The organism is Mesorhizobium sp. WSM3862 (assembly GCF_002294985.1).
Taxonomy (GTDB): Bacteria; Pseudomonadota; Alphaproteobacteria; order Rhizobiales; family Rhizobiaceae; genus Mesorhizobium.
Map to the genome: position 1 here is coordinate 801,125 of NZ_NSGE01000002.1, position 12,533 is coordinate 813,657.

The following is a 12,533-nucleotide window of genomic DNA, read 5'->3' on the forward strand; positions in this document are numbered from 1 at the left end:
AAATCCATGTCATCCGTGCTTTGGACGCCGGCGCCGGCCGCGTTCCAATCGTCCAATCTTGCGCGCTTTTCGTTGGCCAACGGCTTCGACCCGCACGACTACGAGACGCTGCATCGCTGGTCGATCGGCGACCCCGGCGCGTTCTGGCGCGCGGTGTGGGATTTCGCCGGGGTGATCGGCGAAGCTGGCGCGATCTCGTTCCTGCGCGATGACAATGCGCCGATGACCGGGAGCCGTTTCCTGCCGGAAGCGACACTCAATCTCGCGGAAAACCTGCTGCGCGGCGATGAGAAGAGGGTGGCTCTCATGGAGGCCGACGAGAGCGGCCATTTCCGCACCATAACACGGGGCGAACTGCGCCGGCTCGTCGCCAGGACGGCGCATGGCCTGCGCTCGGCCGGCGTTGGCAAGGGCGACTGCGTCGGCGGCATCATGCCCAATCGTGTCGAAGGGCTCGTGGCGTTGCTGGCGGCGCTGTCGGTCGGCGCTGTCTGGTCGTCCTGCTCGCCGGATTTCGGCGCCGCCGCGATCGTCGACCGCCTCGGACAGATCGGCGTCAAAGTGCTGTTCGCAGCGTCGCGCTACCGCTATGCGGGCAAGGAGCATGACATCTCAGGCAGGCTGGCCGAGATCATCGCCGCGATGCCGGGTGTGACGACGCTGGTGCTGACCGGCGAAGCTGGCGCTAGGCCCGACTGCGCGGCGGATTGCATTTCGTTCGGCGATTTCGGTAGCGACGCCCCGCTCGCCTTCGAGCGCGTGTCCTTCGACCATCCGGCGTATGTGCTCTACACCTCCGGCACGACAGGCGCGCCGAAGGCGATCGTCCACCGCGCCGGCGGCGTGCTGCTCCAGCATCTCAAGGAACACCTGCTGCATGGCGATGTTCGCCCGGGCGACGTCATGAGCTGGTACACCAACACCGCCTGGATGATGTATCACTGGCTAATCTCGGGCTTCGCCTGCGGCGCCACCGTGGTGCTCTATGACGGCGCGCCGATCCTGAAGACGGCTGGGGGCCGCGACCCCAGCCCGCTCTGGACGATGGCGGAGCGCGCCAAGGTCACGCATTTCGGCACCAGCCCCAAATATCTGGCCACGCTTGCTGCTGAAAACTACACGCCGGGACGCTTGCACGATCTGTCGTCGCTGCGCTCGCTGCTGTCGGCTGGCGCGCCGGTCTCTCCCGGCCAGTTCGACTGGGTCTACGAGCATGTGAAGCGCGACATGATCTTCGCGTCGATCTCGGGCGGCACCGAGATCATCGGCTGCTTCCTGCTGGGCTCGCCGCTCCATCCCGTGCGGCGCGGCGAGCTGACCGTGAAGGGGCTTGGTCTCGCGGTGGCTGTTATGGACGAGCGCAATGCGCCGGTCATCGGCCGCCAGGGCGATCTCGTCTGCACCGAGCCGTTCCCGTCCATGCCGCTGACCTTCTGGGGCAAGGACGGCGACGCGCGTTATCACGCCACCTATTTCGCCGCGCGCCGCGAAATCTGGACGCATGGCGACGTCGCCGAGATGACGGCTTACGGCTCTGGAGTCATCCACGGCCGCTCGGACACGACGCTGAAGCCCGGCGGCGTCCGCATCGGCACGGCCGAGATCTACGCGGCGTGCGAGAACTTTCCCGAGATCGAGGATTGCCTGGTCTTTGGCGCGCCCTTCGAGGGCGACGAAGAGATCGTGCTCTGCGTCAAGCTCAACGGCGGTTTTATGCTGACTCCCGAACTTGCCGCGAAAATCCGCAAAGCGATCCGCGAAGGCGCTTCGCCGCGCCACGTGCCGCATCGCATCCATGCAGTGCAAGCCGTGCCCTATACGCTGAACGGCAAAAGGGTGGAGGGTGCCGCGCGCACCACACTCGAGGGCAAGCCGGTTAAGAACATGGCCTCACTCGCAAATCCCGCCTGCCTGGATGAATACCGTGTGCTCGACCGGAGCAAGGCGGCATGAGCCGGTCGAAGGGATCGATCGTGGGCATCGGCGAATTGAAGCCGCAGCGACTGACGCAAGGCGTGACGACGCTGCAAATGATCGCCGAGGTATCGCGCCTGGCGGTGCTCGACGCCGGGCTGGAGCCGGCGGCGATCGACGGGCTGCTCGTCGGGCCGCAGGTCGGCGAGACGCCGCAGCATGTTCCGGCGACGATCGCCGAATATCTCGGCCTCGCGCCGACCATGGCCAATGTCGTCGACCTTGGCGGCGCTTCCGGCGCCGGCATGGTCTGGCGCGCCGCGGCCGCGATCGAGGCCGGCATGTGCGAGACGGTGCTGTGCGTGCTCGCCAACAACCGCGAGGAGACGGCGCCCCGTTCTCCCAACCGCAATCCGATCCGCGAGTTCGACGTGCCCTTCGGCGCCTCGGGCGCCAACATTTCCTACGCGCTGCTGATGCAGGCGCATATGGCGGAATACGGCTCGACTGCACCTGATTTCGCCGCGATCGCCGCGGCGGCCCTCGCCAACGCCCAGCTCAATCCCGACGCCATCTTCTACGGCAAGGTTGCTGATGTCGATGCGGTCCTTGCCTCGCCGATGATCGCCTCGCCGCTGCATCTGCTCGAAATCGTCATGCCGGTCGCCGGCGGCGAAGCGGTCGTTGTCACCTCGGCCGATCGCGCGCGCTCGCTGCGCAAGCCGCCTGTCCATCTGCTCGGCGCCGGCGAGAAAGTCACGCACCGCGCCGTCAGCCAGGCGCCGAGCCTCACCTCCGGTCCGCTGAAGAGCGCCATGGCGCGGGCCTTCCATCAGTCCGGCACAGATGCCGATGCGATGGACCTTCTGTCGCTCTACGATTGCTACACGATCATGGTCGCGACCACGGTCGAGGATGCCGGCCTCTGCGCGCCGGGCCAGTTCGGCGCGTGGCTCTGCGATCACGACCTTTCCCACAAGGGCGACAAGCCGCTCAACACCCATGGCGGCCAGCTCGGCTTCGGCCAACCCGACCTTGCCGGCGGCATGACCCATGTCGTCGAGGCGGTGCGTCAATTGCGGGGCGAGGCGGGCGAGCGCCAGATCGGCAAGGCGGGGCTCGCGCTGGTCACCGGCAATGGCGCGACGATGAGCGAAGCCACCGCGCTCGTATTGGGAGCCGCTTGATGGCCATCGATCTCAACACGCTGAAAATCCCCGGTCCAACGATCACCGCGCAGACCAAGCCATTCTGGGATGCCTCCGCCGAAGGACGGCTGACCATCCAGCACTGCGAGGACTGCGGCAAGGCCATCTTCTATCCGCGCCCGATCTGCCCGCATTGCTGGAGCAAGCGGCTGCTCTGGAAAGACGCATCGGGCAGGGGGCGGCTCAAATCCTTTTCGGAGGTGCATAAGCCGGGCCATCCCGGCTGGCTGCCTGCCGCACCTTATGTGGTCGGCCTGGTCGAATTGGTCGAAGGCTCGACGATGCTGAGCTTCATCCTGGCCGGCACACGGCCGCTACAGATCGGGGCCATGCTGCTGTTTGCGCCGACCGCCATCGGCGGCCGTGTCCTGCCGGCCTTCAAACCAGTCGAACCCGGACAAGAGGAGAAGCCTAAATGAGCACCGAGACGAAAGACGGTTGGATGGGGGTCGTGAAAGGTCGTCCGCAGGTCGGGTCCTTCGCCGAGCGCACGCGGCGCACGCGGATGAGCGACATCGAGGCCTTCACCGACATCACCGGCGATCGCAACCCGCTGCATTACGACCGCGCGCTGGCCGAGAAGTCGGTATTCGGCAAGCTGATCGTCCAGGGCGGCGTCACCTCCGGCATCCTCAACGCGCTGGTCGCCGAGGACTTGCCCGGCCCCGGAACTGTGTTCCTCGAAGTGGCCTGGAAGTTCGTCAAGGCGGTCGGCGTTGACGAGGAGATCACCGGTCGCGTGGAGGTCAAGGAAGTGCGTCCCGACAAGCCGATCTGCAAGATCGAGACCAGCGTGCGCAACCGCCAGGGCGAGCTTTGCCTCGTCGGCACCGCCACGGTGTTCACCGTTCCGCTCCAAGGCGCATGAGCACGATCGGTGGCGGCCGGCTTGATATGGCGGCCGACAGCGAGCGTTGGCGCGTGCTGTCGCTGCTTTGCCTCGCGGTCGTCTTGTCGCTGACAACCTGGTTTTCGGCGACTGCGATACTTCCCGAACTGAAGCAGGAATTGGCGCTGAGCGCGAGCGCTGAGGCGTGGCTGACCAATGGCGTCCAGGTCGGTTTCGTCATCGGAGCACTAGCGGCGAGCCTGGTCAACCTTCCCGATCTTGTCCGGCTCAGCCGCCTGATGGCGGCCGCCGCTTTTGTCGCCGCGCTCGCCAATGCGAGCCTGCTGTTTCATCTCGGGCCGGGCGGCGTGATCGCCGCGCGTATTGTCACCGGCGCAGCGCTTGCCGGCGTCTATCCGCCGGCGCTTAAGCTGGTCGCCACCTGGTTCACGCGCGACCGGGGGCTGGCGCTCGGCGCAGTCATCGGCGCGCTCACCATCGGCTCGGCGCTGCCGCATCTCTTTCGCGCTGTCCTGACCGCGCTCGACTGGCGGCCGGTGGTCGCGGCCGCCAGCGTCGCAACGGCGGCGGGCGCGCTGCTTTTCCTGCTCTTTGCCAGGGAAGGACCCTATCCCTTTGGCAAGGCTATCTTCGAACCCTCGCGCATCGGCCGGGTGTTCCGTGAAAAGCCGCTGCTCCTCTCCAATCTCGGTTACCTCGGCCACATGTGGGAACTCTACGCCATGTGGGCCTGGTTGCTTGCCTACACGCGCGCCGCTTTCGAAGCGCAGGCGATCGGGACTGCCGCAACTGCTTCGCTCTCGACCTTCCTTGTCGTGGCGTCCGGCATCCTCGGCTGCCTGCTCGGCGGCTATCTGTCGGACCGCATCGGCCGCACTGCCACCACCGCCGGCATGATGCTCGTCTCGGGCGGCTGCGCGCTGCTGATGGGCTTTCTCTTCACCGGCCCGCTATGGCTGTTCATGTTGGTGGCGATCGTCTGGGGCGTTTCGGTTGTGGGCGATTCGGCGCAGTTCTCCGCCGCCGTCACCGAGCTTGCCGACCGCCGCTTCGTCGGCACCGCATTGTCGGTGCAACTGGGACTGGGTTTCGCGCTGACTGTGCTCGCCATCTGGCTGACGCCGCGCTTCGCCGACTTCATCGGCGGCTGGCGCTGGGCCTTCCTGCTGCTGGTTCCCGGGCCGCTTCTGGGGGCGATCGCCATGCTATGGTTGCGAAACTTGCCGGAGAGCGAGAAAATGGCAGGCGGGCTCCGCTAGGAGCCGCTGCCGCTACTTGAGTCGCGGCAAATGATGATCCGGGCATTTGCCCGCAGCCTGAAGACCGGTGATGGAACAAGCAACCAGAACGCGCGGGCGTCCTCGTTACGACCAGGAAGACGCCGAAGCGGCCGAGGCCTTCCGCTCGATCGGCTCCAAAGTCCAGCTCAACCGGGATGAGGCTGCGCCGCTCTGGGTGCAGTTGCGCAACCAGGTCGAGGAGGCGATCAACACCGGCCTGCTGGCCGCCAATTCGCGCATTCCCTCGGAACAGGCGCTCTGCGATTTCTTCGGCGTTTCGCGCCCCGTCGTGCGCGCGGCGATCGGCTCGCTCTCCAACGAAGGCCGTATCATCAAGATGCCGCGCAAGGGTATGTTCGTCGCGGCACCGCGCGAGCATGTCGACTTCATGACCGCCAATCTCGGCGTGTTCGACGACTTGACCGCCAAGGGCCACAAGGTCTCGACCCGCACGCTGGAGGTCTACCGCTGCCCGCCGAGCGAAAAGGAGTCCAAGGTTTTCGGCATTCCGGCCAGCGGCAGCGTCGTCCGCATCAGCCGCGTCTACATGACCGACGGCACGCCGATCACCATGACGCGCATCAGCCTGCCTGGGCACCGTGTGCCGGGGCTGGAAAATATCCTATCGGAGAACCAGTCGGTGTTCGGCACCATCCGCGCTTTGTTCGGTCTGACGGTGAAGCGCGCCGACCGCTGGCTGCGCGCCGCCCTTCCCACCAAGGAAGAGGCCGAGCAGATGGGCGTCGCCGCCAACACGCCGCTGATCGAGATCGAGTCGATCGCCTATGACGCCGACGGCGCGGCGCTCGAATATTACGAGGCCTTCTACAACTCCTCTGTCGCCCGCATCCACATGGCGGTCGAGCAGCCATCGACGACGGTGAACGGCGTCGATCGAACCTGAGTTGCGCTCCTCCAAAAAAGTTTCCGTTTTCTGGTTATAACCAGATTGACGGGCTCGGGAAGCTTCTGTAACGTCCCTGTCATGGGGTCGGGAGGAGCCTGACCCGGAGGCATTATCAGGACAGGTGGGCTTGCGGCGCTGCTTCGGCGGCGAGGGCGGAGTTTTGCCCGCTCTCAAGTCCGTCCTGATGGAGGACGTGCATGGATTACCGGTCGCAATTCGACCTGACGGGCGAGGTTGCCGTCGTCACCGGCGGCGCCAGCGGGATCGGACTTGAGGCCGCCAAGGCGCTGGGGACTTGCGGCGCGAGGATCGTCCTGCTCGACATGAATGCGGATGGGCTGAAAGCCGCAGCCGAAGCGCTCAGGGCCGCGGGCGTCGCGAGCGTCGATGGCCGCGTGTTGAACGTTACCGATCCGCAAGCCGTCGAGGCGATGGCCGCTCAGATCACCAGTGATTTCGGCAAGGTCGATATACTGGTCAACAGCGCCGGCATCGCGCGCCTCAACACCGCGCTCGACACACCGGACGAGGAATGGCGCCTGGTGATGGACGTCAACGTCAACGGCGTCTACTGGGCCTCGCGCGCCTTCGGCCGTTCGATGGTCGCCCACAAGAAGGGTTCCATCGTCAATCTCGGCTCGATGTCGGGCTTGATCATCAACCGCCCGCAGACGGCGCCATCCTACATGGTGAGCAAGGGCGCCGTGCACATGATGACCAAGGCGCTCGCGGTCGAATGGGCGAAATCGGGCGTGCGCGTCAACGCGCTGGCGCCGGGCTATGTCGGCACCGAGATGACGCTGAAGATGCGTGAGCGTCCCGAACTCTTCAACACCTGGATCGACATGACGCCGATGGGTCGGCTGGGCACACCGCAGGAGATCGCCTCAGCGATTCTGTTCCTGGCGTCGCCGGCTTCGAGCTACGTGACGGGCGCGATCCTGTCGATCGATGGCGGCTACACGGCCGGGTGACGATTTTGGCCGGGAAACGGGCCGGACAAGGATTGGAATATCGCATGACCTTTTCGGACCGAGATATGCGCCAGGCCATCATCGACGCCTGCATCGAGATGAACGCGCTCGGCATCAACCAGGGCACATCAGGCAACATCAGCTGCCGCCGTGGCGAGGGCATGCTGATCTCGCCGACCAGCACGCCCTATGACACGCTGCAGCCGGAAGACATCGTGTTCATGGGGTGGGACGGCGAGGTCGACGGTCGCCTGCCGCCATCGAGCGAATGGCGTTTCCATCTCGATATCATGAAGGCCAGGCCCGAGGTCAACGCGGTCGTCCATGCGCATCCGACCTATTGCACGACGATCGCGATCATGGGCCGGAAGATACCGGCGATCCACTACATGGTGGCGGTCGCCGGCGGCAGCAACATTCGTTGCGCGCCCTACGCCACCTTCGGCACGGCTGAGCTTTCGGCGCATGCAGTGGAGGCGCTGCAGGGCCGCAAGGCCTGCCTGCTTGCCCAGCACGGCATGATCGCCGTCGGCTCGAGCCTCGCCCAGGCGATGTGGCTCGCCGTCGAGGTCGAGACGCTGGCGCGCCAGTATCACGGCGCCCTGCAGATTGGCGAGCCGCCGGTGCTGTCCGACGAGGAGATCGAAAACGTCATCAAGCGCATGGCGAGCTACGGCCTGCGCGACAACGACGCCGCTGCCTGAGGAGCAGCAATCCAGTGTTTCGCATATCCTCCGGGAAGGCCCGGAGCGATCAACAAGGGAGGAAATGAAAATGACCGATTCAATGAAAGGCCTCGTCAAGGCGCTCGCTCTGGGGTTGGCGACGGCTTGCAGCCTGGCCGCGATCTCCGGCGCGACCGCCGAGGAATTGTCGCTGAAGGGCAAGCGCATCGGCGTCTCCGCTATCGGCACCGACCATTATTGGGACCTGATGGCCTTCCGCGGCATCCAGGACCGTGTCAAGGAACTCGGCGGCGAAGTCATCGCGCTCGATGCCGGCCGCAAGGACCAGCAGCAGATCGCGCAGCTGCAGACGCTGATCGCGCAGAAGCCGGACGCCATCATCGAGCAGCTCGGCAACCTCGAAGTGTTGAACCCGTGGCTGCAGAAGATCCGCGACGCCGGCATCCCGCTGTTCACGGTCGATACGGCGACGCCGCACGCCATCAACAACACCACCTCCAACAACTACAATATCGGCGCCGAGATCGCATTGCAGATGGTTGCCGACATGGGCGGCAAGGGCAATGTGCTGGTCTTCAACGGCTTCTACAGCGTGCCGGTCTGCAAGATCCGCTACGACCAGCTGAAATATGTGCTGACCTCCTTCCCGGATGTGAAGATCGTCGAGCCCGAACTGCGCGACGTCATCCCGAACACGGTGCAGAGCGCCTATTCCAACGTCACCGACATGCTGACCAAATCGCCCGAAAAGGGGTCGATCGGCGCGGTCTGGGCCTGCTGGGACGTGCCGCAGATCGGCGCCACGCAGGCGGTCGAAGCCGCCGGCCGCAACGAGGTCAAGACCTACGGCATCGACGGCAGCCCGGAAGTCATCAAGATGGTGACGGATCCGAAGTCGTCGGCCGGCGCCGTCGCGGCGCAGCAGCCTTATGAGATCGGCAAGACCTCGGTCGACAACGCCGCCAAATATCTGGCCGGCCAGAAGGTGCCGCCGTTCACTTTCGTGCCTTCGGTGCTGATCAACAAGGAAAATGCCGCCGAAAAAGGAAAGCCGTTCCTCGACGCCGCCGAGAAGGCTGGCGTTAAATAAGGCGGAACGAAACGGCGGGCAGCCAAACCTATCGGCTGCCCGTCACATCCAACCAGGATTGACGGCCATGCAGACAGCAAAGCGTGACATTGCTGTATCGATGACAGGCATTTCGAAGCGGTTCGGTCCGGTGCGCGCACTGGAAAACGCGAACCTCGAGATCGCGCGCGGTTCGATCCTCGGCCTTGTCGGGCAGAACGGCGCCGGCAAGTCGACCATCATCAAGGTGCTGGCCGGCATCATCAAGCCGGACAGCGGCTCGATCGTCATCAATTGCGAGACCGTCAGTTCGCTGACGCCGGCTTCGGTCGAAAAGCTCGGCGTGCATTTCATCCACCAGGACAGGCTGCTGGTGCCGACCGCGACCGTCGGCGAAGCCGTCTTCCTCGGCCACGAGATTGGCCTCGGCCCGTTCGCCAGCCGCCGCGCCATGGAGCGCCGCGCGGCCGATTTGCTGAAGCGCTTCTTCGGCATGGAACTGCCGGCCGGAACGCTGGTGAAGGACCTCACAACGGCGCAGCAGAAGGTCGTCCAGATCACGCGCGCTCTGGCGCAAAAGGCGTCGGTGCTGGTGCTGGACGAGCCGACGGCGGCGCTGGTCAAGCGCGAGGTCGACAGCCTGTTCGACGTGCTGCGGCGGCTGCGCGACGACGGCATCGCCGTGGTCTTCATTTCCCATTACATGCAGGAGATCGAAAAACTCTGCGACCGCGTCACCGTGATGCGCAACGGCACTAATGTCGGCACGGTCGATCCGCGCCACACCCCGATCGGCGAGATCATCGCGATGATGATCGCCCGTGATGTCGGCGAGATGTTTCCGAAACGCTCGGTTACGCTCGGCGCGCCGGTGCTGGAGGTTTCCAATCTGCGCCTCGACGGCAGTTTCGAGAATATCGGCTTCAACGTCCGAGCCGGCGAGATCGTCGGCCTCACCGGCCTGCTCGGTTCGGGCGCCAAGGAAATCGTGCAATGCCTGTTCGGCCTCAAGACCGCCGATGGCGGCCAGGTCAAGGTCGAGGGCAGGGAGCTGTCGCTGTCGACGCCGGTTAGGGCGGTGCGCGACGGCATCGCCATGCTGCCGGAAGACCGCCGCGCCCATGGCGTGGCGCTCGGACTGTCGGTGCGCGAGAACATTTCCTTGGCCAGCCTGCGCCGCTATTCGCGGACTGGCATGGTCAGCCGTGGTGCCGAAAACCAGGCGGTGGACAGTCTGATCAGGGAGCTGTCGATCAAGACACCGCATCGCGACGCGCTGGTGCGCGAACTCTCCGGCGGCAACCAGCAGAAGGTGGCGATCGCCAAATGGCTGAGCTGCCAGTCGCGCGTCTATGTGCTGGACGAGCCGACCGTTGCCGTCGATGTCGGCGCCAAGGTCGAGATCTACAATCTGTTGAACCGCCTGGCGGGCGAGGGCGCGGCGATCCTGCTTCTGTCCTCGGACCTGCTTGAGCTTGTCGGCGTCTGCGACCGCGTGCTGGTCGTCTATCGCGGCAGGCTTGCCGGCAGCTTCTCCGGCTCTGCGATGAACAGCGACGCGCTGCTGGCGGCTACGTCCGGCGCCCGCTCGAACGCCGATGGAGTGGCCGCATGAGCGCGAGCGTTCTCCACACCGAAGTCGCGGTGTCCGACGAGAAGCAGGCCGCGGCCAAGAGCGCCGGCCGTCGCTTTGGCGCGCTCGTCGTGCGGCTTGGCGCGATCGCCGCTTTCGCCGCGATCATGGCCTATTTCGTCATCTTCGCGCCGGGCTTCACCTCGACCTTCAACCTGATCAACGTCGTCGAGCAGTCGGCGATACTGGGCGTGCTTGCCTATGGCATGACGTCTGTGATCATCGGCGGCGGCTCCGACGTCACCGAAGGCGGCATCGATCTCTCCATCGCCGCCAATATGGGGCTCTGCGCCGCGGTCTATGCGACTCTTCTGTCGATGGGCTACGGAGACTTCCTCTCGGTGCTTGCGGCCATTGCCGTCGGTATGGCGGTCGGCGCGCTGAACGCTCTTGCCGTGGTCGGGCTCGGCATCCTGCCGCTGCTAGCCACGCTGGCGGTACTCAACGTCGCGGCCGGCATGGAACTCACCCTCACCCAGAACACGGTCGTCGGCGCATCCTCCCCGCTGCTCGGCGTGCTGGTGTCGGGCAGCTTCCTCGGCATCTCCGCGCTTGCCTGGGCGCTGATCGTCTTCTCCGCGATCATGATCGTGGTCGTTCACCGCACGTCGTTCGGTCTCAGGCTCTATGCCGTCGGCGGACACCCGGAAGCGGCGCGCGCGGCAGGCATCAGCGTGCCCTTCTACGTGTCCTTCACTTATGTGCTGAGCGGCTTCTGCGCGGCGGTGGCGAGCATCCTGACCGTCTCGCGCCTGTCGGCCAGCACGCCCGGCTCCGGCGAGCTGCTTCTGTCGGTTTTGGCGGCGGCGCTGCTCGGCACCGTCTTCTCGCGCCGCTTCGTGCCGACCATGGGCGGGACGCTGCTCAGCGTGCTGTTCATCGGCCTGCTCGCCAACGGCTTCCAACTGCTCAACGTCTCCAGCTACTGGGTCAACGGCGTGCAGGGCGCGCTGATCCTGCTGGTGGTGGCCATCACATCCTTTGCCCGCGGTTCGGAGGGGTCGCGATGAGCGTCTCGGCCAATGACAACGCAGCCAAGGTGAGTGTGCGCGGCGTGCTCGCCAAATACAGCGTGCTCATCGCCTTCGCGGCCATCGTCATCTTCTTCGCGATCGCGAGCCCGACCTTCCTGACACCGGCCAACCTCTTCAACGTGCTGGTCAACAATGTCGTCATGCTGGCGATCGTGGCGCTGGGGCTGACCATCGTCATCTCGTCGGGCGGCATCGACCTCTCCGTCGGCGTCTCGGTCGACATGGCAAGCATGATCTTCGTCATGCTTCTGGCCGTCGGCTACAGCGGCGTGGTCGGCGTCGCGGGCGGGCTCGGCGCCGCGCTGATCGTCGGCATCCTCAACGCGATCATGATCACCAGGCTCAACATCAGCCCCTTCCTGGCGACGCTCGGCGTGCTCTTCATTGGCCAGAGCACGCAGCAGCTCGCCACCAGCGGTGGCCAGCCGATCTATCTCACGAGCGGCTATGCCGCCGACCAGTTCAACGCCATCGCCCGCACCGCTCTGTTCGGGATGCCGACGCCGGTCATCGTACTGATCGTCCTTGTCGTCGCGGTTCATGTCCTGCTGCATCGCTCGGTCTTCGGCCGCTATGTCCAGGCGATGGGCGCGCAGCCGGGCGTGGCCTGGTATTCCGGCATCCGCGTGCCGCGCGAATTGTCGATGGTGCATGTTCTGTGCGCGCTGCTCGCCGGCGTCACCGGTATCCTTCTCTCAGCGACGGTGAAGTCCTACGTGCCGCTCTCCGGCAATGCCTTCCTGCTCGACGCCATCGGCGCCACCTTCATCGGCACGACGCTCAGCCGCGAACGCAAGCCTTCGGTCATCGGCACGCTGCTCGGCGTGCTGCTGCTCGCCATCGTCAAGAACGGGCTGCTTTTGGTCGGCTGGAATTTCTACTGGCAGCAGGTCGGCATCGGCGTGCTGGTCTTCCTGGTGCTGGCCGCGAGCTTCGGCCTGCGCCGCGTCGCCCATTGAGTTCGAGAGGTCAAGTCAG

Annotated in this window: 12 protein-coding genes; all 12 read left to right on the top strand. The window is 65.3% G+C overall.

Going from position 1 to position 12,533, the window contains the following annotated elements:
* The first annotated feature begins 6 nt into the window (after positions 1–6).
* The 12 genes from CK224_RS08185 to CK224_RS08240 all read left to right on the top strand — a co-directional run bounded on the left by CK224_RS08185 (position 7) and on the right by CK224_RS08240 (position 12,514).
* Positions 7–1,953, top strand: a complete 1,947-nt coding sequence (locus CK224_RS08185) for an acetoacetate--CoA ligase (protein WP_095781377.1) — start codon at positions 7–9, stop codon at positions 1,951–1,953.
* Positions 1,950–3,101, top strand: a complete 1,152-nt coding sequence (locus CK224_RS08190; protein WP_095781378.1) for a thiolase family protein — start codon at positions 1,950–1,952, stop codon at positions 3,099–3,101. Before CK224_RS08185 ends, CK224_RS08190 begins: the two co-directional genes overlap by 4 nt.
* The gene (locus CK224_RS08195; RefSeq protein WP_095781379.1) at positions 3,101–3,541 is read left to right on the top strand and encodes a zinc ribbon domain-containing protein; all 441 of its coding nucleotides are present in this window, start codon (positions 3,101–3,103) and stop codon (positions 3,539–3,541) included. The genes CK224_RS08190 and CK224_RS08195 overlap by 1 nt, the downstream gene beginning before the upstream one ends.
* Positions 3,538–3,990: a MaoC family dehydratase gene (locus CK224_RS08200; protein ID WP_095781380.1), complete on the top strand. Its 453-nt coding sequence runs from the start codon at positions 3,538–3,540 to the stop codon at positions 3,988–3,990. The genes CK224_RS08195 and CK224_RS08200 overlap by 4 nt, the downstream gene beginning before the upstream one ends.
* Positions 3,987–5,231, top strand: a complete 1,245-nt coding sequence (locus CK224_RS08205) for an MFS transporter (RefSeq protein WP_095781381.1) — start codon at positions 3,987–3,989, stop codon at positions 5,229–5,231. Before CK224_RS08200 ends, CK224_RS08205 begins: the two co-directional genes overlap by 4 nt.
* Positions 5,232–5,301: 70 nt before the next feature.
* Positions 5,302–6,156 (top strand): GntR family transcriptional regulator, encoded by an 855-nt coding sequence (locus CK224_RS08210; protein WP_095781382.1) that lies wholly within the window; start codon positions 5,302–5,304, stop codon positions 6,154–6,156.
* Positions 6,157–6,356: 200 nt separating this feature from the next.
* Positions 6,357–7,133, top strand: a complete 777-nt coding sequence (locus CK224_RS08215) for an SDR family oxidoreductase (protein ID WP_095781383.1) — start codon at positions 6,357–6,359, stop codon at positions 7,131–7,133.
* 44 nt (positions 7,134–7,177) lie between these two features.
* Entirely contained in the window at positions 7,178–7,837 is a 660-nt protein-coding gene (locus tag CK224_RS08220) for an L-fuculose-phosphate aldolase (protein WP_095781472.1), read from the top strand.
* A gap of 70 nt (positions 7,838–7,907) precedes the next feature.
* A complete protein-coding gene (locus CK224_RS08225; protein WP_210199647.1) occupies positions 7,908–8,909 on the top strand; it encodes a sugar ABC transporter substrate-binding protein in 1,002 nt (333 codons plus the stop codon).
* Positions 8,910–8,976: 67 nt separating this feature from the next.
* Positions 8,977–10,503: a sugar ABC transporter ATP-binding protein gene (locus tag CK224_RS08230; protein WP_176477875.1), complete on the top strand. Its 1,527-nt coding sequence runs from the start codon at positions 8,977–8,979 to the stop codon at positions 10,501–10,503.
* The gene (locus CK224_RS08235; RefSeq protein ID WP_095781385.1) at positions 10,500–11,531 is read left to right on the top strand and encodes an ABC transporter permease; all 1,032 of its coding nucleotides are present in this window, start codon (positions 10,500–10,502) and stop codon (positions 11,529–11,531) included. Before CK224_RS08230 ends, CK224_RS08235 begins: the two co-directional genes overlap by 4 nt.
* Positions 11,528–12,514: an ABC transporter permease gene (locus CK224_RS08240; protein ID WP_095781386.1), complete on the top strand. Its 987-nt coding sequence runs from the start codon at positions 11,528–11,530 to the stop codon at positions 12,512–12,514. The genes CK224_RS08235 and CK224_RS08240 overlap by 4 nt, the downstream gene beginning before the upstream one ends.
* Positions 12,515–12,533 lie beyond the last annotated feature (19 nt).

Excerpts from the sequence above, each read along its gene's own strand:
- CK224_RS08215 (WP_095781383.1), top strand. The coding sequence starts at position 6,357 with ATGGATTACCGGTCGCAATTCGACCTGACGGGCGAGGTTGCCGTCGTC.
- CK224_RS08195 (WP_095781379.1), top strand. The coding sequence starts at position 3,101 with ATGGCCATCGATCTCAACACGCTGAAAATCCCCGGTCCAACGATCACC.
- CK224_RS08200 (WP_095781380.1), top strand. The coding sequence starts at position 3,538 with ATGAGCACCGAGACGAAAGACGGTTGGATGGGGGTCGTGAAAGGTCGT.
- CK224_RS08220 (WP_095781472.1), top strand. The coding sequence starts at position 7,178 with ATGACCTTTTCGGACCGAGATATGCGCCAGGCCATCATCGACGCCTGC.
- CK224_RS08210 (WP_095781382.1), top strand. The coding sequence starts at position 5,302 with ATGGAACAAGCAACCAGAACGCGCGGGCGTCCTCGTTACGACCAGGAA.
- CK224_RS08230 (WP_176477875.1), top strand. The coding sequence starts at position 8,977 with ATGCAGACAGCAAAGCGTGACATTGCTGTATCGATGACAGGCATTTCG.
- CK224_RS08205 (WP_095781381.1), top strand. The coding sequence starts at position 3,987 with ATGAGCACGATCGGTGGCGGCCGGCTTGATATGGCGGCCGACAGCGAG.
- CK224_RS08190 (WP_095781378.1), top strand. The coding sequence starts at position 1,950 with ATGAGCCGGTCGAAGGGATCGATCGTGGGCATCGGCGAATTGAAGCCG.
- CK224_RS08225 (WP_210199647.1), top strand. The coding sequence starts at position 7,908 with ATGACCGATTCAATGAAAGGCCTCGTCAAGGCGCTCGCTCTGGGGTTG.
- CK224_RS08240 (WP_095781386.1), top strand. The coding sequence starts at position 11,528 with ATGAGCGTCTCGGCCAATGACAACGCAGCCAAGGTGAGTGTGCGCGGC.
- CK224_RS08185 (WP_095781377.1), top strand. The coding sequence starts at position 7 with ATGTCATCCGTGCTTTGGACGCCGGCGCCGGCCGCGTTCCAATCGTCC.
- CK224_RS08235 (WP_095781385.1), top strand. The coding sequence starts at position 10,500 with ATGAGCGCGAGCGTTCTCCACACCGAAGTCGCGGTGTCCGACGAGAAG.